This is a genomic window from Rhodococcus jostii RHA1 (assembly GCF_000014565.1).
GTDB classification, from domain to species: Bacteria; Actinomycetota; Actinomycetes; order Mycobacteriales; family Mycobacteriaceae; genus Rhodococcus_F; species Rhodococcus_F jostii_A.
The window spans coordinates 3,804,825-3,824,180 of sequence record NC_008268.1; the positions used below are offsets into that span (position 1 = coordinate 3,804,825).

The 19,356-nt window shown below is 67.7% G+C and carries 22 protein-coding genes; 8 read left to right on the forward strand and 14 right to left on the reverse strand.

The genetic code is table 11. The features are described from left to right. Nucleotides 1-205 precede the first annotated feature (205 nt). From RHA1_RS17450 to RHA1_RS17465, 4 genes are all read left to right on the forward strand, one after another. Entirely contained in the window at nt 206-787 is a 582-nt protein-coding gene (locus tag RHA1_RS17450) for a hypothetical protein (protein WP_011596211.1), read from the forward strand. Further along, a complete protein-coding gene (locus RHA1_RS17455; RefSeq protein WP_011596212.1) occupies nt 787-1,191 on the forward strand; it encodes a TIGR03668 family PPOX class F420-dependent oxidoreductase in 405 nt (134 codons plus the stop codon). Before RHA1_RS17450 ends, RHA1_RS17455 begins: the two co-directional genes overlap by 1 nt. Before the next feature lie 55 nt (nt 1,192-1,246). Then, on the forward strand, nt 1,247-1,915 hold the full coding sequence (locus RHA1_RS17460) for an SDR family oxidoreductase (RefSeq protein WP_011596213.1): 669 nt from the start codon (nt 1,247-1,249) through the stop codon (nt 1,913-1,915). A 153-nt stretch (nt 1,916-2,068) separates the two neighbouring features. Next, the gene (locus tag RHA1_RS17465; RefSeq protein ID WP_011596214.1) at nt 2,069-2,410 is read left to right on the forward strand and encodes a hypothetical protein; all 342 of its coding nucleotides are present in this window, start codon (nt 2,069-2,071) and stop codon (nt 2,408-2,410) included. A 3-nt stretch (nt 2,411-2,413) separates the two neighbouring features. On the opposite strand, the gene RHA1_RS17470 is transcribed toward RHA1_RS17465, so the two are convergent. Then, the gene (locus RHA1_RS17470; RefSeq protein WP_029539746.1) at nt 2,414-3,064 is read right to left on the reverse strand and encodes a maleylpyruvate isomerase family mycothiol-dependent enzyme; all 651 of its coding nucleotides are present in this window, start codon (nt 3,062-3,064) and stop codon (nt 2,414-2,416) included. A gap of 147 nt (nt 3,065-3,211) precedes the next feature. Further along, a complete protein-coding gene (locus tag RHA1_RS17475) occupies nt 3,212-4,219 on the reverse strand; it encodes an alpha/beta fold hydrolase (protein ID WP_011596216.1) in 1,008 nt (335 codons plus the stop codon). 121 nt (nt 4,220-4,340) lie between these two features. On the opposite strand from RHA1_RS17475, the gene RHA1_RS17480 reads away from it, so the two are divergent. After that, on the forward strand, nt 4,341-5,096 hold the full coding sequence (locus RHA1_RS17480; protein ID WP_011596217.1) for a GntR family transcriptional regulator: 756 nt from the start codon (nt 4,341-4,343) through the stop codon (nt 5,094-5,096). A gap of 8 nt (nt 5,097-5,104) precedes the next feature. On the opposite strand, the gene RHA1_RS17485 is transcribed toward RHA1_RS17480, so the two are convergent. After that, nucleotides 5,105-5,806 carry a phosphonatase-like hydrolase gene (locus RHA1_RS17485; RefSeq protein WP_009476689.1) on the reverse strand — a complete coding sequence of 234 codons (702 nt, stop codon included), beginning with the start codon at nt 5,804-5,806 and terminating at the stop codon, nt 5,105-5,107. A gap of 41 nt (nt 5,807-5,847) precedes the next feature. Continuing rightward, the gene (locus RHA1_RS17490; protein ID WP_011596218.1) at nt 5,848-6,993 is read right to left on the reverse strand and encodes a TIGR03364 family FAD-dependent oxidoreductase; all 1,146 of its coding nucleotides are present in this window, start codon (nt 6,991-6,993) and stop codon (nt 5,848-5,850) included. 187 nt (nt 6,994-7,180) lie between these two features. Here RHA1_RS17490 and RHA1_RS17495 point away from each other — a divergent pair, with 187 nt between their 5' ends. Further along, complete coding sequence (locus RHA1_RS17495) at nt 7,181-7,990, forward strand: CPBP family intramembrane glutamic endopeptidase (protein WP_011596219.1); 810 nt, start codon at nt 7,181-7,183, stop codon at nt 7,988-7,990. A gap of 21 nt (nt 7,991-8,011) precedes the next feature. Here RHA1_RS17495 and RHA1_RS17500 read toward each other — a convergent pair whose 3' ends face one another. From RHA1_RS17500 to RHA1_RS17530, 7 genes are all read right to left on the reverse strand, one after another. Then, a complete protein-coding gene (locus tag RHA1_RS17500) occupies nt 8,012-9,100 on the reverse strand; it encodes a DUF6777 domain-containing protein (protein WP_011596220.1) in 1,089 nt (362 codons plus the stop codon). Between the two features lie 68 nt (nt 9,101-9,168). Further along, a complete protein-coding gene (locus RHA1_RS17505) occupies nt 9,169-9,543 on the reverse strand; it encodes a nuclear transport factor 2 family protein (protein ID WP_005249169.1) in 375 nt (124 codons plus the stop codon). 157 nt (nt 9,544-9,700) lie between these two features. After that, entirely contained in the window at nt 9,701-11,110 is a 1,410-nt protein-coding gene (locus RHA1_RS17510) for an MFS transporter (protein ID WP_011596221.1), read from the reverse strand. A gap of 74 nt (nt 11,111-11,184) precedes the next feature. Next, a complete protein-coding gene (locus RHA1_RS17515; protein WP_011596222.1) occupies nt 11,185-11,913 on the reverse strand; it encodes an enoyl-CoA hydratase/isomerase family protein in 729 nt (242 codons plus the stop codon). A gap of 4 nt (nt 11,914-11,917) precedes the next feature. Further along, nucleotides 11,918-13,117, reverse strand: a complete 1,200-nt coding sequence (locus tag RHA1_RS17520; RefSeq protein WP_009476695.1) for an acyl-CoA dehydrogenase family protein — start codon at nt 13,115-13,117, stop codon at nt 11,918-11,920. 20 nt (nt 13,118-13,137) lie between these two features. Next, on the reverse strand, nt 13,138-15,210 hold the full coding sequence (locus tag RHA1_RS17525) for an acetate--CoA ligase family protein (protein WP_009476696.1): 2,073 nt from the start codon (nt 15,208-15,210) through the stop codon (nt 13,138-13,140). Beyond that, nucleotides 15,207-16,040, reverse strand: coding sequence for an SDR family NAD(P)-dependent oxidoreductase (locus RHA1_RS17530; protein WP_011596223.1), 834 nt, complete (start codon nt 16,038-16,040; stop codon nt 15,207-15,209). The genes RHA1_RS17525 and RHA1_RS17530 overlap by 4 nt, the downstream gene beginning before the upstream one ends. A 275-nt stretch (nt 16,041-16,315) precedes the next feature. Between RHA1_RS17530 and RHA1_RS17535 the strand changes: the two genes are divergently transcribed. Both RHA1_RS17535 and RHA1_RS17540 read left to right on the forward strand, forming a co-directional pair. Further along, complete coding sequence (locus RHA1_RS17535) at nt 16,316-16,924, forward strand: TetR/AcrR family transcriptional regulator (RefSeq protein ID WP_009476698.1); 609 nt, start codon at nt 16,316-16,318, stop codon at nt 16,922-16,924. 36 nt (nt 16,925-16,960) lie between these two features. Beyond that, the gene (locus RHA1_RS17540; protein ID WP_011596224.1) at nt 16,961-17,896 is read left to right on the forward strand and encodes a DMT family transporter; all 936 of its coding nucleotides are present in this window, start codon (nt 16,961-16,963) and stop codon (nt 17,894-17,896) included. Between the two features lie 3 nt (nt 17,897-17,899). On the opposite strand, the gene RHA1_RS17545 is transcribed toward RHA1_RS17540, so the two are convergent. The 3 genes from RHA1_RS17545 to RHA1_RS17555 all read right to left on the reverse strand — a co-directional run bounded on the left by RHA1_RS17545 (nt 17,900) and on the right by RHA1_RS17555 (nt 19,345). Continuing rightward, the gene (locus tag RHA1_RS17545; protein WP_009476700.1) at nt 17,900-18,355 is read right to left on the reverse strand and encodes a DUF5994 family protein; all 456 of its coding nucleotides are present in this window, start codon (nt 18,353-18,355) and stop codon (nt 17,900-17,902) included. Next, a complete protein-coding gene (locus tag RHA1_RS17550; protein ID WP_011596225.1) occupies nt 18,352-18,861 on the reverse strand; it encodes a DUF5994 family protein in 510 nt (169 codons plus the stop codon). Before RHA1_RS17550 ends, RHA1_RS17545 begins: the two co-directional genes overlap by 4 nt. 124 nt (nt 18,862-18,985) lie before the next feature. After that, complete coding sequence (locus RHA1_RS17555) at nt 18,986-19,345, reverse strand: DUF5990 family protein (RefSeq protein ID WP_011596226.1); 360 nt, start codon at nt 19,343-19,345, stop codon at nt 18,986-18,988. Nucleotides 19,346-19,356: the final 11 nt, after the last annotated feature.

Consider the following 19,356-nt stretch of genomic DNA (forward strand, 5'->3'; position numbering starts at 1 on the left):
GGATGCACCTGGCTCGGATGCACCTGGCGAAACAATCGTCGTCCGGCAAGGCGGAGGAGAAGCCGATACCGCTGTCGTATCGGCGCCGACGACAACGCAGCAGGCCGGCGATTGGGCGTCAGGAGCGCCGAACCGGGAATTGGGAGACACGCCCTCAGTCAACATTTGATTGACAAGATGACTCTTGTCAACGAATACTTGACACATGCCGGACGCCGCGCTCACCCAACTGCTGTCGGACGCGATCGCCAAGGCGGACCCCGAGATCGACCCGAGGCTGGACCACGACCCCGCCGCCTACCTGGCCCTCGTCCGGCTCACCTCGCAGGCACGGGAGTCGGTCGACGAACTGCTGGTCTCCGCGATCGCCGCCGCACGCTCCGCCGGCCACAGCTGGGACACGGTCGGCGCCGCACTCGGCATGTCGCGGCAGGCGGCGCAACAACGCTTCGGCAAACGGATCGGCGACGCCCCCGACACGGACCCGGACGGCCGGACCCGCCGGCTCACCCCGCTCACCGCGTTCAACGAGATGCGCATCCTCAACCACGCCGGTTCGTACGGCTGGCACTCCGTCGGGTTCGGCACCCTGTTCCACACCGTCCGCAAGTCCGAGGAGCAGTGGGAACACACCCGCGTGTCGGCGCTGGCGAGCCGCCAGAAGCTCGAGTCCGACGGCTGGCAGAAGGTCGGGACATTGTGGTTCCCCTGGGCGTACTTCAAGCGCCCGTTGGGCATTCCCGCCCTCCCGGAACCGGTGAGCGGCGACTACCTGATGGAACCGTGATGGACGCCGTCGCGCGATTCGCGGCCGCCCGCATCGCGCGGCTCGCCACGGTCGGGGCCGACGGGGTGCCGCATCTCGTCCCGCTCGTCTTCGCACTCGACTCCGACACGATCTACTCCTGCGTCGACCACAAACCGAAGCGCACCAAGGCCTTACGACGTCTCACGAACATCGCGGCCAACCCCGCGGTCACCCTGCTCGTGGACCACTACGACGAGAACTGGGACCACCTGTGGTGGGTGCGGGTCGACGGCCGGGCCGAGGTGCTCACCCCCGACTCCCCGGCGGGCGGCGCCGCGATCGACGTCCTCGCCGCGAAGTACCCGCAGTACGTCGACCGCCGCCCCGACGGGCCGGTGATCGCGATCCGCGACCTGACGTGGCACCACTGGTCCGCGCTGTGAGTACTTGTCAACCGCCCGACGTTGACAAGTACTCACGGGCGTTAGCCTCGACAGCATGCCCACAGCCCTGATCACCGGCGCGAGCCGTGGCCTCGGAGCCGCCATCGCCCGCGAACTCGCCCCGACCCACGACCTCCTGCTCGGCGCCCGTGCGGCCGGGTCGCTGACCGACATCCTCGACGAACTGCCGGAGGCGACGCCCTGGCCGGTCGAGCTGACGGACTACGACGCGCTGGCGGCGGCGTGCGCCCCGATCGAGCGACTCGACGTGCTCGTCCACAACGCCGGCGTCGCCGATCTCGCGACCGTCGCGGAGTCGGCCGTCGAACAGTGGCGGCACACGCTCGAGGCGAACGTCGTCGCGGTGGCCGAACTGACACGGCTGCTGCTGCCCGCTCTCCGCGCCGCGGGTGGGCACGTCGTCCTGATCAACTCGGGTGCCGGGCTCCGCGCGAACGCCGGATGGGCGTCGTATGCGGCGAGCAAATTCGCCCTGCGGGCGTTCGGTGACGCGCTGCGTCTCGAGGAGCCGTTACTGCGCGTAACGTCAATTCACCCCGGTCGGATCGACACCGATATGCAGCGCGCCATCGTGGCCGGCGAGGGCGACGAGTACCTGCCGGAGAAGTATCTGAAGCCGTCGACCGTCGCAAAAGCCGTGCGCAACGCGGTGGAGACACCGAGTGATGCGCACCCCACAGAAATCGTGCTGAGGGTCCGCTGACAACGAAGAAACCTGCGTGAGATAGATCACAGATTGATCTCACAGAAAGGCTTTAAGCTGCTCACAATCAGTCGCCCTACAGTTCTTCTCATCAGCAGAGGTCGCAAACGTGAGTCAGATTCAACGAGCTGACTCCCAGGAGGTATCCCCACGATGAACACCGACCAGCGTATGTACAGCGACACCGTCGTCGCCGTCGACGGCGACGTCTTCGCGACGATGTTCACCCTCGATCTCGGCGACGGCGAGGTCGATCGCGAAGCAGTCGAGCGGATTCACGGCGGCGACTTCGACGAGTGGATCGAGGCGGCAGCGCGGTCCGGTCTGTTCACTCCGCAGGCGGTCGCGGGCCTCGTTCAGACGTGGCAGGACAACCCGAAGTCCTTGTTCGACGCCCTGCTCGTCGATGCCGACGAGATGACCCACAAGCGCTACGCGATCATCTGGGACGCGCTCGACGAGGCCGACACGTTCGAGAACGTCGAGTACGCCTGACGCTCAGAACGGCCACGCGGGCACGGGCGGCAAGCCCTCCCGCGTGGGGCGCCCGATAACCCACGCCAGCAGGTCGGTGCGCGGAAGTTCCGGCACCGCGACGTCCGGATGCCTGGCCGCCAGCTCGGGCAGCTCCGCTTCCAGCGTGTGCTCCACGAAGGCCGCCGGCCAGTCGGCCGCCGAGTAGTCGAGCCCCAGGTCGACGTGGTGGATCTCGAGCTCACGCCACCGCAGCACCGGCACCTGCCGCGCAGGCACCCGCTGACGCCAGTTCACCGGCGTCTCGTACAGATCTTCGGTGATCCGCCGCAGCGACTCGAGCACCCGCCGTCCCGCGAAGCGGAAATCGGCCGCCAGTAGTTCGGCCGGACGCCCGGCCCCCTCCTCGATCGCCGCGGCCCGCGCGGCCGGGCCGCCCGGGTACATTTCGGGCGCGGCCTCGCCGGTGATCACCCCGACCGCGAACCGGTTGAGCGCGTCCGCATTCCTCGCGAGGTGCGTGACGACGTGCCCCCGGCTCCACCCCGGCAGCAACGACGGCTCCCGCGCCTGGTCGTCGGTCAATCCCTCCAGCGTCGCCTCCACCGTCCGGTGCGATTCGGCAACCGTGTCGAGCAGTTCGGCATACGACAGTGCGGCACTCGGCGACGTCATGCTGACGATGCTAGGCGATGCCACCCACAGCCCACCCACGACACAATCCTCGGGTTTCCAGTGACGGAACGGGGACGATCGATGCCGCATCGAAGGCTCTGGCGCGCAAGCGGTCCGGGGAGTGGGTGTTCACCGCGCACCTCGAGATCACCGGTCACCTGCCCGAGCCGAGTCGCCGTCGTCGCCGCCTGTACCGCCCGCGACGAACGTGAGCAGCAGCTCGTTCACCTCGTCCGGTCTTTCCTGCTGGACGAAGTGCCCGGCGCCCTCGACGAGATGGAGTCCGCGCAAGTCGGGGACGGTGTCGCGCATCCGGTCGAGGGCCTGCGCACCACTCATCGTGAGGACGGGATCGTGCGCACCGGCCACGAACAGCGTCGGCACCTCGATTTCGGCTCCGGCGAGATTCCCGGAGCGTTCCCAGTTGGCGTCGTACGCCCGGTACCAGTTCAGTCCGCCGGTGAATCCCGTCCGGGTGAAGACCTCCACATAGTGGTCGAACTCGTCCTCCGTCAGCCACGACCACGGCAGGGGTGGGGCTTCGGGCAGCACGTCCAGGTAGCCGTTGCCCTCCGAGGGGTGCTGCCAGATGTCCAGATAGCGGTAGGCGCCCGACAACGCATAGAACAGCCGCTGCAGGAATCCGCGGGGATCGGCGTCGAGTTCGCGGTCGGCGACACCGGGTTCCTGGAAGTAGTGGATGTGCAGGAAGTGCTTGCGCGCCATCGACGCATACAGCTCCGACGGTCGCAGCGGGAACCGGTCGGGCGCGTAGGGGACCGCCATTAGCACCAGCCCGGACACGCGTGTGCGGTGACGCAGTGCGGCGGTCCAGGCGACCGGCGCGCCGAAGTCGTGGCCGACGAACACGGCACGCTCGTGACCGAGCGTGTCGAGCAGGCCGATCAGCGCGTCCGACACCCGCTCGTTCGTGTAATCGTCGATGTCGCGGGGCACGTCGGTGCCGCCGTAGCCGGGCATGTCCGGGGCGATCGCCCGGTACCCGGAAGCCGCGAGAGCCCGCATCTGATGGCGATAGCTGTAGCCGAGCCCCGGGAATCCGTGGCACAGGACTACGGGCGGACCGTCACCGAGTTCGGAAATCTGCCAACGGAATCCGTCGACCGTGACCACCCGCTCCGTCGACGACGCCATGCTCCGCATCCCTCCACCGGCTGGAACGTGTTTCAGCACTGTAGCGTAACGACGACGCCATTAGAATGCACCTGACTCGCAGTGGCGACCGTCGACCGGCGGGGAAGTGGAGTGATGCGCAATGGTGGAGGCACGCTCCCGCCATGAGTTCGTCGCACTCCAGCTCCGGCAGCGCATCATGCAGCGGCAATACGCGGTGGGTGAGTCGCTGCCCAGCGAAAGCATGCTGTGCGCGGAGTTCGAGGTCTCGCGCGGTCCCGTGCGCCAGGCCCTGGCGACGTTGAAGAACGAGGGGCTCATCCAGCTGTCCCAAGGCAAACCGGCCGTGGTGCGCAGTCACGACATCACGCAAACCCTGGACACGTTCACCCCTTTCTCGCAGTGGGCGCGTCGAACCGGCCGCGTCGCGGGGAGCCGCACGCTCGAGATCTCACGTCGCCGGGTGTCCGAACCTGCCGCCAGCGCATTGGGATCGGCTCCGGACGACTTCGTCGTCGAGGTGCTCCGCGTCCGGCTGCTGGACGGCGAACCGACGATGATCGAGCGGAGCACGTTCACCGACCGCGTCGGCTCCCTGCTGTTCGACTTCGACATCGACACCGGATCGATCACCGATTACCTCACCTCCCGCGGCGTCCGCTTCGAATCCATGGAGCACGTGCTCGACGCCGTCGCCGCAACTGGGGTCGACGCCGAGAATCTCCGCATCGACCCCGGCAGCCCGTTGCTTCGGGAACGTCGGACGTCGCGGGATCAGAACGGCGACACGTTCGAGTACGCGGACGATCGGTACCGCCCCGACCTCGTCGCCTTCAGCATCGTGAACGCCCGCACCATCGACCCCCGTCTTCCGTCGGACGACGGCAACGGAGCCTGATCGGAAAATCAGGTGTTGCGCAGTTCGGCGAGCAGACCGGGCAGATCTGCGACGCTGTCGAGAACGTGGGTGGCCCCGGCCTCGGACAGCTGGGTGGCGTCGTGGGCGCCGGTGAGCACGCCCACGGAGGCGAGTGCTCCGGCGCGGAGGCCGGTGGTGACGTCCGACGTGGTGTCGCCGAGCACCACCATGGACTGCACGGACGGGGCGCCGGTGCGCATCAACGCGGTCAGCGCCAGGTCCGGGAAGGGGCGGCCGCGGACACCGTCTCCGGGGCACAACACGACGTCGGCGACGTCCTGCCAGCCGAGCGCGCGGATGATCGACATCTGCGTCTCGTGCGCGAACCCGGTGGTGAGCGCCGTCTTGATGCCCTGCTCCCGCAGGGAGCCGAAGAGTTCCTCGGCGCCGGGGATCGCGCTGCACCGACCGTCGTCGACGAGTTGCGAGTAGCAGCGTTCGAATTCCTTGTTCGCGGCCTGCGCCTGCTCCTCGTTACCGCCGCTGAGATGGCGGAAGACGACGATCTTGGACTGGCCCATGGTGTCGGAGACGTAGTCGAGCATCTGCCGGCGGTCCTCGTCGGTCTTCGACAGTCCGGCATGCTCGTCCGCGGCGAGGAAGGACTGCTGTACCAGCCCGCTGTCCTCCACGGTGGTGCCTGCCATGTCGAAGACGACGAGGCTGATGTCCCGGTGATGTGTTCCCATTGCCTGGTTCCTCTCGGTGTTCGGTGAATGTGATTGTGCTGCTATGCCATTACGGGCAGGATGTCGCTGCCGAAGACGTGGTCGATGCGGTCCTTCGCCAGACCCATGCTGGTGGTCATGCCGATTCCGGTGGTCACGGTGACGATGTGCACGCCATCGATCGGCTCCTCGATCAGGAACTCGGAATCGGGTGCCGAGCTGTACACGCCCTGCCAGCGTTCGGTGACGGTGACGTCCGAGACGCCGAAGAGGGCGGCGGCCTCACGGATCAGCACCTCGAACCCCTTCTCCGACTGGAACGGCTCCGCCGAGATCTCACGGATGTGGGTGTCGCCCAGCAGGATCGACCCGTCGGGCTGCGGTGTGTACATCTGGTGGAGGTCGAGATCGACGTAGTCCGGGTACTCGTCACGCAGCCTTGCCGCGACCGCCGCCGTCGCAGGAAGATTCTCGAAACCGCTGTACCGCACGAGCGACCAGCCCGTGAACAACGGCGCGGACAACGGCGCGGACAACGGAATCCTCGCGCGCATCATGTGGAGCCGGCACCGCAGGAGCCCGCCGCGCTCGGCCGGCTCCGGGAACAGGCGGTCGATGTCGTAGTTGACGGTGACGAACACCGTCGCCGCGTGCAGATCGCCCCGCGAGGTATGAACGACTCCGGTGTCGAATCCGGTTGCGGCGGTCCGCCAGAAGAAGTCGACGCCCGACGCTCCGAGCCACCGCGCAATGGCGGGGGCCGCTTCCCGCGGGTTCACCTGGAGGTCGTCGGCCATGTACATGCCCCCGACGACGCGGTCGCCGACGATGGGTAACGCGCCGAGGATCCGGTCTCGGGACAGCAGTTCCACTTCGGCCGGTTCGCGTACTTCGGCGAACTCGGTGATGACGGCCAGCTCGTCGTCATGTCGTGCCACGCAGTATGTTCCGGATTCGGCGGACCAGAACCCGGCCTTGCGTGCCAGGTCGAGCCAGTGCTCCCGGCCCGCTCGGGCGTAGTCGCGGGCGACGCCCGACTGGGCGGTGATGCAGGCGTGGCCGAAGTTCTGGACGGACGCGCCCGCAACTCGGTCGGCGTGGTCGATCACCGCCACGGACAGGCCTCGATTGCGCGCGTGATACGCGTGCGCGAGGCCGACGATTCCGGCACCGACGACCACCACGTCGTAGCGTCGTTGAGTTGTCATGCGACTCACTGTGGACCCACCCGGGACAACATATCAATACAAGTGCAAGGAGTTTGCCACAGGTATAGATAAGTTTCCTTCCGTTAACTGTCCGTTGTGCGGCCCGGCGGGCGCGTCGGGTGGTCGGGGTCGTGGGTTGCTGGGAAAATTGCCGCCTGAGTCCATCCACCTGCAGAGGGGCTGATCAATGAGTAGTGGTTCCGGCCCGAGAGCCGTTCCCGTCCACGAACCGGCGTCGTCCCACGACCGCTTCGGTCCCCTGATCGAGCGCCGCGACGACGCCGACTTCCCCTTCTACAACGGGACGCCCACCACGCTGTCGGTGCGGCAGTGGGTCCTGGCATGGGCCTCGGTCGCAGTCGGCTTCGCGGCCCTGGTCCTCATCCCGTATCCCGACAACGTCGTTGCGCTGCTTCCGCGCATCCTGTTCGTCGTCATCCCGCTCGTCGTGCTGGCGATGGTGACGCGCGAGCACTGGACAGCGTTGTTCCGGAAGGTGCACGGCCGGGACGTCCTCACGATGATCGGCTTCGCCGTGCTCAACCTCGTTGTCACGTCCGTGCTGGCGTTGATCGTGCGGGCCCTGTTCGGGGTGGCGTCCAACGAGGCCATCGACGGTGCAGGCGAGGGCGGTGCGCTCGACACGGCCGCGTTCTACGTGGGAACCGGGATCCAGTTGGTCGGCGAAGAAGTCTTCACCATGGTCCCGTTTCTCGCGCTGATGTATTACCTGTTCGCCAAGGCAAAACTGTCCCGCAAGACCGCGATCATCCTGGCCTGGCTGCTCAGTGCGGTGTGGTTCGGCGCCGCCCACCTGCAAACCTACGACTGGAACTTCGCGCAGGCCTTCATCGTGATCGGCGGGGCCCGACTGGTGCTCACCCTCGCCTACATCCGGACCAAGAACCTGTGGGTCTCGACGGGCGCGCACATCATCAACGACTGGACCCTCTTCACCCAGGCGATCGTGATCAACGCCGCGCTCGTCACCCGGTAGCCGAGTCTCCGCGGCCGACCCTCAGTTGGGAATGGGGATGACGATGGGTGGCAGACCCGGAATCTGCACCTGAATCTGCTGTGGCGGTACGGGCGCCGGCGCGGCGGGAGGCGGGTAGTTCACCTGCGGCTCGGGCGCGGGCGGCGGCGGTGGAGGCGGAGCGGGTGCCGGCGGCGGGGGCGGAGGCAGAGGTTCCGGGGAGGGAGCCGGCGCGGGACGGGGAGCCGCCTGCTGCACCACCGCGGGCGGCGAATCCACCACCGGCGCCTGGGCTTCCACGGGCGCCACCGGATTCGGGCGCTCCACAGGCTGCTGCGGGCCGGAACCGATCGGCACCGGCGACAGTCCACCGGTCATCAGATCCACCACGGTCACTTCGGTCATCGCCAGGTTGGAGGGCTGCACGACGTACAACCTGTCCTGTTGGAAACCCGGCCACGGATCGCCCTGCACGTCCGCGTTCTCGTTCACCACCGGGGACAGCAGTGGGCTTCCGCGCACACATCGGACGCGGGGAACGCCGTGGTCGTCGATCAACACGATGGTCCCCGCCTCGAGAACGGACTGGAATGCGCTCGCATGCCCGTCGTCGAAGCCGTGATTGGTGACGCGGGTGTCCGCACGGAGCAGCACCGGTGTCAGGGTGCGGACGTAATTCCGCACGTCGTCGACCTGGAACACGCTCGACCAGGCTTGTAGCCTCGCCGGATCCTGCTCGAGGTCGTCGACGAGACGCTGCCGGTCGCAGAGCACCCGGTCGGGGCTTCCGCCGTAGAGACCGGCACGGTCGCCGATCACCCGGATCCCGGCCGCGCGGGATTCGCTCGGCAGGTCGGTGCCGGGCGGACCGAACGGGACCGTCGTCGGCGTCTGCGGTGGAAGCAGCACTTCCGTCCACGGAAGCTGCCCGCTGTCGGTGGCGCGGTCCAGGTCGATCGGATCGGGGTGGCCCCCGGAACCCGAGGAGCACGCCACGAGCACCGTGGCGGTCAGGGCCCCGGCGACCGCCAGCCAGCTACGCGGTGCGCGCCCGGGGCGCGTACCGGCTCGAACGACTGCTCTGCGTCGGGCACGCCGTGCGGCCTGCCCGGCGACGTCGGTGGCCACCACGCCATGGTAAGCACAGTCGCTGATCAGCCGGGCCGAATTGCGGTGTGGTTGCCGGGCCCGGCCGTCGGTCAGCTCGTGATCATGTCTTCCTGCGACCAGAAGGCGCGCATGGAGGTGATCTTGCCGTCGTCGTCGAACGTCATGACGTCGATCGGCGCGATCTCGAGCTTCTGCTCACCCAGGTCGGTGACGAGGGAGAAGTGAAACGCGGCCGAGTTTCCGGCGATCTTCAGCGTCAGGAGCTCGCCGGTCTGCTTCAGCGGTTCGATCACCCCGTAGAACTCCCGCAGCGATTCCACCGTGGTCCGCGGCTCGGTACCCACCGGATCCTCGACGGTGGCGCCCTCGGCGTACAGCGCGACGACGTCGTCGGTGGTCCCGGTGGCCACCGCCTCGATGTACCTCTCGACGGTCTTGCGGATGTCTTCTGCGGACGGTGCCATGATGCGAACTCCTCAGTCGAATAGAACGTGTTCTAGTGGTGAGAGTAACGCAGCACCGGCCCGGTCGGGAGCCCCTTCTCCCAGGCAGCGGGACATGTTCGCACCGGGCCCGCCCCTGCCGACATCGGAAGCCGGCAGGGGCGGGAGGTAACGATCCTCAGGTTCGCGGCGCGGACGCCTCCTCCAACTTCTCCACCCGGGGAGCGCTCGTCCCCATTACCGGGGCAGCGGTTACGGAGGACACCTCTTCCAGCGACTTCCCCTTCGTCTCCGGCGACATGAAGAAGCAGATCACGAACGCGACCGCCGTCAGCACCGCACCGAAGAGCATCGTGGTGCCGGTTCCCAGCGCCGAGATGCTCAGCGGCAGCAGGTACGTGCCCGTCGCGGCGCCGAACCGGCTCACCGCGGTGGCGATTCCCACCGCGGTCGCCCGGAACTCGGTGGGGAAGAGTTCGTTGGGGTAGATCCACACCAGGATGCTCGGACCGCCGGAGATGAACGCGTACGCGCAGAAGGCGGCGACGATGAACCAGAGGGGACCGTCCGCCCACAACCACAGCCCTGCCAGCGGAATCACCATCAGGGCCAACGGGACCACGGCGATCGGACGCCGGCCCCACTTCTCGACCAGGAACAGTGCGGGGATGGATCCGGCGACGATGAGCCCGATGATGACGGTTTCGACGATGAGCCCCGCGGAACCGTCACCGGAGATCGAGAAGCCTGACAGGATCGTGGGCAGGAATGTCAGCAACGCGTAGAGCGGGGTGACGACCGCCAGATACAAAGCGCTGCACATGATCAGCCGGGCCAGGTACTGGCCGCGGAAGTAGATCCGGATGTCGGCCTTCGGCTTGTCCGCCGTGTCCTCGACGGTGACCTTGCTCAGGTCGAGTTTCTCCCCGTAGATCTTCTCGACCACGGCCTCGGCGTCGGCCACCCGGCCGTTCTTCAGGAGCCAGCGCGGCGACTCCGGGATTCCGCGGCGCACCAGGATCACGATCAGACCCAGCACCGCACTGGACGCGAGGAGCAGGCGCCAATGGTCGTTGCCACCGGAGATGCCGACGACGAGCGCACCGACCACGTACGCGGCAACCGCGCCCGCCGACCACGCGACGGCCGACATCCCGACCATGGCGCCGCGCTTCTTGGTGGGAGTGAACTCGGTGAGCAGCGAGGTGGCGATGGGGTAGTCGGCACCGATGGCCGCACCGATGACGAAGCGCAGAACGATAAGCTGCCACGGCAATTGGACGAACACCGACAATGCGCACGCGACGACCAGTACCACCAGGTCGAGGGCGTACATCTTCTCCCGGCCGATCCGGTCGGTGAGGAAGCCGAACACTGTGGCGCCGAAGAAGATTCCGATCAGCGAGGCGGCACCGATCAACCCTGCCTCGGCTGTCGTCGGGTGAAGTTGCTCGGTCACCCCGAGCAGGGCCACGCCGATGATGCTCATGACGTACCCGTCCAGGAATGGTCCGCCACAGCACGCGATCAGGAGCTTGGTGTGAAACCCGCGTTTGGCGGGTCTGTCCATCACGTCGAAGGAACTCATGTCGTCTCCACTACGTAGATTGGTGCCGTCACCCTGGGGGTGGCGGTCGAGTCGGCCGCACTCGGCCGGTACCGCTAAGAGGTTGTCTTGTTCAGCGCCGAGTAGGCGAGCTGCTCGAGCAGCAGCGAGGCATGGTGCGGGGAGTCGGCGCTGACGTCCAGCACCTGCTTGGTGATGCTCAGCGCCAGCGGCGAATACGCCGCGAGTTCGTGCGCGATGCTCAGCGCCTGCTTCACGTGCTCCGCGGGAGGGGCGATCTCACTGACGACGCCCCAGCGTTCGGCCTCGGTGTGATCGAAGCGCCGTCCGCGCAGGACGAGGTCGCGGGCACGGCCCGCCCCGACGACGCGGGTGATGCGGGTGACCCCACCGGAACTGGGGAGGATTCCGATTCCGATCTCCGGGAATCCGAAGACCGCGGCCGGATCGGCGACGCGGATGTCGGTGGCGAGAGCCAGTTCGAGCCCGCCGCCGAGGCAGTAGCCGGTGATCGCGGACACGGTGGGTTGCGGGAGAGCCGCGAGCGCCTCGTACACCGACCCGGAGGTCCGGTAGTACTCGGCGATCGCCTCCGGCGTCATCTCCCGCAGTTCGGTGACGTCCGCGCCGGCCGAGAACACCGAGTCGCCCCCGGTGAGAACCACCGCACGGCTGGATTTCACCTCGGGTGACCCCAGTGCGCCGAGCAGTTCGGCTTCCATGTGCGTGGACAGCGCGTTCCGCTTCCGTTCGCGCCTCAGGGTGACGACGGCGACGTCGCCGTCGCGGCGCACATCGACGGTCCCGGGGTTCTCGGTCGACATCGTGCTACTTCTCCCCGGCCTCGTAGCGGAACGACAGCAGGTTGTCGAGACCCCGCTTGTTGGCCTCGTTCGCGATGACCAGGCGCTGGATCTCCGACGTGCCCTCCCAGATGCGGTCGACGCGCAGTTCGCGCCACAGCCGCTCGACGGGGTAGTCGCGGATGTAGCCGCGCCCACCGAAGATCTGGACGGCCCGGTCGGCCACCCGGTTCGACGCCTCCGAGGCGGCCAATTTCACAGTCGCGGCCTTGGCGTGCAGCGTCTTTCGCAGATCGGCGTCGTGGGGGTCGGCCTGGTCGAATTCCCACGCCACCTGGTGGGTGAGTGCCCGGTTGGTGGTGATGTCCACGACGGAGTCGGCGATCATGCCCTGGATCAGCTGACGATTGATCAGCGGCTCGCCGCCCTGCACCCGCTCCCGCGCCCAGTCGACGGCCAGGGTCAGCGCCCGCTCGGCGGCACCGATCGTGCGTGCGCCGATCATCAGCCGCTCCTCCGTGAACCAGTCGCGGGTGAGGTCGTGACCCTGCCCGATGCCACCGAGCACGGCGTCCTCTCCGACGCGCACATTCTCGAACGTGAACTCGGGGTGCTCGTAGACGAAGGTGTGCGTGTAGCGGGGGATGTGCTTGATCTTCACACCCGGGGTGTCGACGTCGATCAGGAAAATCGTTGCGGCGTGCTCGGGTTCGACGTTGGCCAGCACGATGAGGTAATCGGCGACGTCACCGACCGTGACGAACCACTTCTCGCCGTTGATGATGTACCCGCCGTTGCCGTCGGGGGTCGCGGTGGTACTCGCCGCGGAGAAGTCCGAGCCCGCGTTGGCCTCGGAGATCGCGACGGCGTCGCGGCGGTCACCGCGGGCACCGGGAATCAGGTAGCGCTCCCGCTGTTCGGGGGTCGCATGGGTCAGCGGGTTCGCGGGCCGCCACACCGTGTCCCACAGCGCGTTGGTGAGCTTACCGAGTTCGTCCTGCACGACGGCCTGCTCGAGCACCGTCAGTCCGGCACCGCCGTATTCGACGGGGGTGTTGATCGCCTGCAGTCCCGATGCGAGGACGGCCGCCTTGATGGTGGCGTGGGATTCGTCGGAAATTCCGTTGTTTCTTTCGCACTCGTCCTCGAACTGCATGATCGTGTCGGTCAGGGCGCGTGCGCGCTCCTTGAGGTCGGCGAGGCGGGGGCTGTATGCGAATTCCATGGTGAATGAACTTCCTTGTGTCAGTTGGTGTTCGATGAGCTGAGGACGATGCGTGCGTCGAGTCCGAGGGCGTGCTTCGGAGTGACGAATAGTGGGTTGATCTCGAGTTCCGCGATCTCGGGGTGTGCGGTGGCCACGGTCGTGACGGCGGCGATGGCATCCGCGGCCGCGTCGACGTTGATCGGGGGCCTGCCGCGAACCCCTCGGAGCAGAGCGGACGCCCGCAGGTTGTCGAGCAGGCCGCGGGCGGTCTCCGCATCGACCGGCGCCAGCGCGAAGGCGACGTCCGCGAGGACCTCGGTGAAGATACCGCCGAGACCCACCATCGCCACGGGACCGAACCGCGGGTCGGTCTGGACTCCCACGATGAGTTCGACTCCCTCACTGAGGTCCGCCATCCCCTCCACGCAGTAGGCGGGCGCACCGAGCGAGTCGTCCATCCGCGTGAACGCGTCGGTGAGTTGCTGCGCGGTTCCCAATCCGAGCGCCACCCCGCCGGAGTCGGACTTGTGCAGCAACCCCATCGCCTTCAGGACCACGGGGTACCCCACGGTGTCGGCCGCTGCCACCGCCTCGGCGCAGGTCCGCACCAGTTGCGCGTCCGGGAACTCGACGCCCGCAGTGCGGAAGAGTTCGCGGGCGTCCCAGTACGCGTCGCTGGTGACCGGCTCGGCCGGCTCGCTCGACAGGCTCGCATGATGCTGCGGCGCAGCGGTTTCGGCGATGATCCCGAGCGCACCCGCGGCATCCTCCACCGCCCGGAAGACCGGAACTCCGCTGTCGGCGAGGACCCGGGCCGCGGCGCTGTCGGGATGCATCGTGTGCACGACGACCGGCTTGCCGTGGGTGCGCGCCGTCTCGGCCATCGCACGGGCGGTGTCGACCTCCGCTCGCGCGAGGTTCTCGCCGTAACTTCCGTAGCCGCCGAAGTATCCGGTGAGCAGGACGGAATCGACGGCCGGACTCTGCAGGATGGTGTCGAGGACCGAGACGAACGAGGTGATGTCCTGTTCCCCGGCTCCGGCGAGGTCGACCGGGTTCGTCACCCCGGCGGACGGCGGCAACAGAGTGCGCAGTGCGCTGCTGATGTCGGCGGTGAACTCCGGCACCGCGAGTCCGGCTGCCTCGACGACGTCGGACGCGACACCCGCGTGCCCGCCGCCGTCCGCGATGACGCCGACCCTGCGTACCTCCGCAGGTCCGTACCCGAGGAGTGTGGCCGCCACGTCCGCGAGCTGCCGTGGACTCGACACCCGGTACACCCCGGCAGCCCGGCAGGCCGCGTCGATGACCGCGCTGTCGGAAGTCAGCGATCCCGTGTGCGACTGCGCCCCGCGGATGGAGGCCGCGCTGCCACCCACCGTCAGCAGCAGAACCGGCTTCCCGGCTCGGGATGCCTGCGCGGCGGCATCGACGAACGCCCGCCCGTCACCGAAGTCCTCGCAGTACACGGCGATGAGATCGGTGTCGTCGTGCTCCACGCAGGAGCGGATGAGGTCGGCGGCGCCGAGGTCTGCCTGGTTCCCGAGCGAGGCGAACCGGGAGAACCCGTGCCCGCGGGCCTCGAGGAACTGGCTGAGTTCGAGTGCCATGTTGCCGCTCTGGGAGAGCAGCGCGACCCGTCCGGCGGGAAGCGCGTTCGAGGCCAGCGTCAGCGCGGTGCTCGAATCCAGCACACCCAGGCAGTTCGGCCCGAGAAGGACGGCTCCGGCCGCCCGCACCCGCTCCACGACCCGATCCTGCACAGCCTTTCCGGCAGCACCGAGTTCGGCGAAACCGGCGGTGACGCCGACGATGGCGGTGGCGCCCGCCGCGAGGGCGTCGTCCACGGCCTCCTCGAAACCCTGTGCCGGAACGGTGATGACAACGAGATCGACTCGTTCGTCGAGTTCCGACAGGCTGCGGAGCGAAGGGTGTCCCAGGATGCGCTCACCGCGCCGGTTGACGAGGTGGACCGACCGGTTGCCCTTCATGCGGAGCGCCTGAACGCTGATCCAGTTGCCGTACTTCGTCTCGTCGTTGCTGGCACCGAGGACGGCGACCGACCGGGGGTCGAACAGTGCCGTGAGGTCACGGTCGGTGATCGTGCTCATCGCGTCTCCTCGACCTTCGGAGCGGGGTGACCCGTACCCCAGGCGTCGGCGCCGCCGTCGATCACCAGCGTGGTGCCGGTGACGTAACTGCCTGCGGGCGACGCGAGGAATGTGACCACTCCGGAGACGTCCTCGGCCGTACCCAGGCGTCCGAGCGGAACCGCGGACGTCCACTGCGCGCGGGCCTCTTCGGTGTAGTTGCCCTCCATGCCCTCCGTCGCGATGGTGCCCGGGGCGATGCAGATCGACCGGATTCCGTACCTGCTCCACTCCAGCGACAGTCCGGACGCGAGGTTCTCGAGGGCGGCGCGGGCCGAGGTGGCATGGACCATCGATGCGATTCCGCGACGCGGGGAGAACGCCATGAAGAAGATGCATCCCGACCGCTGCGGAATCATCGCGCGAACGGCGACCTCCCGGGTGACCGCCCAGGTGGCGTCGACGGCGAGGCGGTGAACGGCGCGCCATCCCTTGCTGGTGATGTCCTCGGCCGGCGCCGCGAACTGGCCGCCGGCGTTGTTGACGAGGATGTCGATCCGGCCGAATGTGTCTAGAGCGCGGTCGACCAGGTCGGTCACCTGCTCTTCCTCGCGAATGTCGGCGGGCACTGCGAGCACCCGGGCGCCCAGCGCCTCGATCTCGGCGGCGGTTTTTTCGAGGGGCTCGGACCGGCGGCCGCTGATGACGACGTCGGCTCCACACCTCGCCATGTCCAGCGCGATCGCGCGTCCGATCCCGGTGCCTCCACCGGTGATCAGTGCCACCCGCCCGCGATGGACGTCGGGGCGCAGCACCTGCCCGGCGCCTCCACCTGGGTTCTCACATTCCATCGAGCGTTCGCCTCTCGTCGCTGCCGTTCCGACCCGGGGGTCTGACTGATGCATCAGTTATACCGTGATGCAGCCCACAGATGTCAAGGGTTTTCCGGAAATTGGGTCGCCGCCCGAATGGTTCTTCTGCTCATTTAGATGGTTTAAGCTGCTGTTATGCAGGGGAGTCCGCGGAGTCGACCACTTTCACGCAGGGGATGCGCTGTCTGACTGATGCGTCAGTTTGAGGCGTATGATTTGATGGATCAGTCAGATGACTAATCGAAGGAGGGACAGTGACCGCTCAAGTCACCGAGGACGCGCGTCGAACGGCGATACTCGATGCCGCGGCTCAGCTGATCGCCGAGCGCGGATACCACTCGGTCCGCATCTCCGACATCGCACAGGTCGTCGGCACCAGCACCGGGGCGGTGCACTACTACTTCCCCGGCAAGAGCGACGTCCTGACGGCTGCCCTCCGCCACGCCATCGACAACGCGTTCGACCGGCAGAGCCGCGAACTCAAGGCGATCGACAACGCCCACGAGCGGCTGCTCCGCCTGATCGACATGCAGTTGCCCCGCGTCGGGCCACTGCGCGACGAGTGGTCCATCTGGCTGCAGTTCTGGGCCGAGGCCACGCTGCGACCCGAACTCCGCCCGTTCCACAACACCTACTACGCGCGCTGGCACGAAACCGTCGTCAAGATCGTCCGTCGCGGACAACGCCAGGAGATCTTCCGCACCGACGTCGACCCGGAGACCATCGCGCAGCGGCTGACCGCGCTCACCGACGGGACCGCCATCCAGGTGCTCACCGGCGCACCGAACATGACCGTCGCCGCCATGAAAGAGGTTCTCGTGCAGTTCGTTCACGACGAACTCGTCGCGCCGCGGACATGGTGACCCGACCACCGCGGACCGCTCGGCGCGTTCGAGTCCATGGGCGATAGCACCACCCGCGGCCGCAGTGCCGTCGCCTGGGGATGTGGTGCGGCCTCCGCGGTCGCCTACGGACTCACGCCGACGTTCGCCGCGATCGGCTACGCCGGTGGAGTGTCGCCGGCCGTCCTCGTCTGCCTCCGCAGCCTCGTCGGTGCCGCACTCCTGCTACTCCTGGCCTGGTCGACCGGACGACTGACGGGCGTGACCTGGAAATCCGCTGTCGGGCTGTGCTTCATCTGCGGCCCGCTGTTCGGCATCCAGCTGCTGTGTTTCTTTGCGGCAGTGCGCGTGACCGGCGCCCAGATCGCGGTCGTGATCGTCCACATCTACCCGCTGTTCGTGATGGCGCTGGTCTGGGTGCTCACCCGGAACAGGATCCACCGCGGTCAGCTGGTGCTGGCCCTCGCGATGTCCGGCGGCATCGCGCTCGTCGCAGGCGCGGGCAGCTCCGCCGTCGCCGTGAACGGGGCGGTACTCGCCCTCCTCAGCGCTGCCGGGTACGCCCTGTATCTGGTGGTCGGGGAACGATGGGTACACCAGGTCAGCCCCGTCGCCGCCGGGGGACTGGCGTCACTCGGCGCCGGAATCGCCACCGGCACCATCGCCGTCGTCGACGGACAGTCCTGGACGTTCGCACCCAGCGGGTGGGGGTCCATCCTGTTCCAGGGGCTCCTGCTGATGCCGATCGGGATCGGCTGCTCCTTCATCGCGGTACGCGCGCTCGGTTCGGCCTCGGTCAGCCTCCTCGGACTGCTCGAACCGGTGGTCGGGGTGCTGGCCGCCCAGATTCTGCTGGGCGAGCAACTGTCGCCGGTGCAGTGGGCGGGGATGGCCGTCGTCCTGATCGCGTCCGCAGCACTGCCGTGGATGCGGGAGAAGCGTCCCCGTCACGTCGATCGGCCGCCGTCCCTCCACGACGCCGAGAGCCGATAGCGACTACTGGTCCGGAGCGAGACCCACAGCCCGCTGCATCGCCTCGAAAGCGTTGTCGGCGTCGGTATTGGGCCCGACGATCAAGATGTCGAGGCGACGTCCGTCGGTACCGAAGACGTACATGATGTCGGGCGGCTGATCCGGATCCGGGCCGGACACCTCGATGCCGTCCCGCCGGTCGATGCCGCGTTGCGAGATGCTCAGCGAGTTCCAGTCGAACGCGACGCGTTCGGTCGTTCCCACTCGATCCGTCAACGCGCTGATCAGGTCGTGCAGTTCGGTGGTCAGATTGGTGGTTCGGGGCCACCACGCCCCGTCGACGCCCTCCGACACCTCGCCGCGAGCGCGCAGAAGCAGTCTCGGGGTCCGGGTGGGTGCGTCGAAAGGCTGCCCACCGTCGGCCGGCCGAGAAAGTCCCAGCCCACGACCGGAGTGCGTGATGTTGTCGTCGTGCGTCATCGTTCACGTCCCTTCGCGCTCGTGGTGCGGTCGAAGCCGTCCCTGATGCCCGACATCAGCAGTTCGTCGGCGGTCAGGGCACTGTTGGGGTTGGCCGCCGTGTGCATCGTCGAGTCGGCATAGCGGGCATCGGCCTCGGGGGGCACCACCAGGAGCGTCAACCTCGTCCGCTTCAGACCGCTCACGTACAGGGTGTTGAGCGGCTGGTACTCGTAGCCGTCGAGATGCACCGACCGCCCCGCGACCGTGACCCGGCGCGGCGCAGGAAGCCAGGCCTTGATGTCGTACACGACCCGATCGACCACACCCACCCGAACCGCCACCAGCGCAACCAGATCCGCAATCTCCACGGTCAGGTCACGGGACCGGGGCCACCAGGCGCCGTCCACCGTGCCGGCACCGGGCGCTTCCGGCTTCAACCGAAGCCGCGGCGACTGCGCCGGGCCGCCACGAGTATGGGCGCCGTGAAGACGACCGGGAAAATTGCGATCCTGTTGTAGCGTCATGACGACGCTCCCGCCTCGGCCGCAATGCGACCGATATCTCTGTCGGCGGCGACGCGATCTCGGGCGTTCGCGTACGAAGTGCCGCCGATACCCTCACCCTACGCGCAGGGGGTACGGCGATCGGCTACGCCGACCACTCGACCAACGGCGGACGCACCGCAGCGCACAGCGGATTTCCCCGGGCGTCGGTGAGCCCGAGTCGCGCCGTGATGCGACCGGCAGCCGACGCCGCGTCCGCAATCGCCGGATCCACCGCGTCCACATCAACTTCGCCCGGCGGAACATGTCGAATCGGCCGTCGGCATCGAGCGTCCCCCACGACAGGTAGACGAACCGCGCGCCCCGGCCGGCCCTGCACGTACGGTCCGGTGAGGTCGAGACCCGTCAGCGTCGGGGTCGCCGTGCAGTCGAGAACCCAGCGCGCCGTGGTCGCGTCTCCCGGCTGCAGACCGAGAAGGTCGGTTGCCTCGATGACGAGTTGCACCCATGTGTCAA

Bases quoted from the DNA above. Each gene is read 5' to 3' on its own strand.
- RHA1_RS17450 (WP_011596211.1), top strand. From the start codon at position 206: ATGCCGGACGCCGCGCTCACCCAACTGCTGTCGGACGCGATCGCCAAG.
- RHA1_RS17455 (WP_011596212.1), top strand. From the start codon at position 787: ATGGACGCCGTCGCGCGATTCGCGGCCGCCCGCATCGCGCGGCTCGCC.
- RHA1_RS17460 (WP_011596213.1), top strand. From the start codon at position 1,247: ATGCCCACAGCCCTGATCACCGGCGCGAGCCGTGGCCTCGGAGCCGCC.
- RHA1_RS17465 (WP_011596214.1), top strand. From the start codon at position 2,069: ATGAACACCGACCAGCGTATGTACAGCGACACCGTCGTCGCCGTCGAC.
- RHA1_RS17470 (WP_029539746.1), bottom strand. From the start codon at position 3,064: ATGACGTCGCCGAGTGCCGCACTGTCGTATGCCGAACTGCTCGACACG.
- RHA1_RS17475 (WP_011596216.1), bottom strand. From the start codon at position 4,219: ATGGCGTCGTCGACGGAGCGGGTGGTCACGGTCGACGGATTCCGTTGG.
- RHA1_RS17480 (WP_011596217.1), top strand. From the start codon at position 4,341: ATGGTGGAGGCACGCTCCCGCCATGAGTTCGTCGCACTCCAGCTCCGG.
- RHA1_RS17485 (WP_009476689.1), bottom strand. From the start codon at position 5,806: ATGGGAACACATCACCGGGACATCAGCCTCGTCGTCTTCGACATGGCA.
- RHA1_RS17490 (WP_011596218.1), bottom strand. From the start codon at position 6,993: ATGACAACTCAACGACGCTACGACGTGGTGGTCGTCGGTGCCGGAATC.
- RHA1_RS17495 (WP_011596219.1), top strand. From the start codon at position 7,181: ATGAGTAGTGGTTCCGGCCCGAGAGCCGTTCCCGTCCACGAACCGGCG.
- RHA1_RS17505 (WP_005249169.1), bottom strand. From the start codon at position 9,543: ATGGCACCGTCCGCAGAAGACATCCGCAAGACCGTCGAGAGGTACATC.
- RHA1_RS17510 (WP_011596221.1), bottom strand. From the start codon at position 11,110: ATGAGTTCCTTCGACGTGATGGACAGACCCGCCAAACGCGGGTTTCAC.
- RHA1_RS17515 (WP_011596222.1), bottom strand. From the start codon at position 11,913: ATGTCGACCGAGAACCCCGGGACCGTCGATGTGCGCCGCGACGGCGAC.
- RHA1_RS17520 (WP_009476695.1), bottom strand. From the start codon at position 13,117: ATGGAATTCGCATACAGCCCCCGCCTCGCCGACCTCAAGGAGCGCGCA.
- RHA1_RS17525 (WP_009476696.1), bottom strand. From the start codon at position 15,210: ATGAGCACGATCACCGACCGTGACCTCACGGCACTGTTCGACCCCCGG.
- RHA1_RS17530 (WP_011596223.1), bottom strand. From the start codon at position 16,040: ATGGAATGTGAGAACCCAGGTGGAGGCGCCGGGCAGGTGCTGCGCCCC.
- RHA1_RS17540 (WP_011596224.1), top strand. From the start codon at position 16,961: ATGGGCGATAGCACCACCCGCGGCCGCAGTGCCGTCGCCTGGGGATGT.
- RHA1_RS17545 (WP_009476700.1), bottom strand. From the start codon at position 18,355: ATGACGCACGACGACAACATCACGCACTCCGGTCGTGGGCTGGGACTT.
- RHA1_RS17550 (WP_011596225.1), bottom strand. From the start codon at position 18,861: ATGACGCTACAACAGGATCGCAATTTTCCCGGTCGTCTTCACGGCGCC.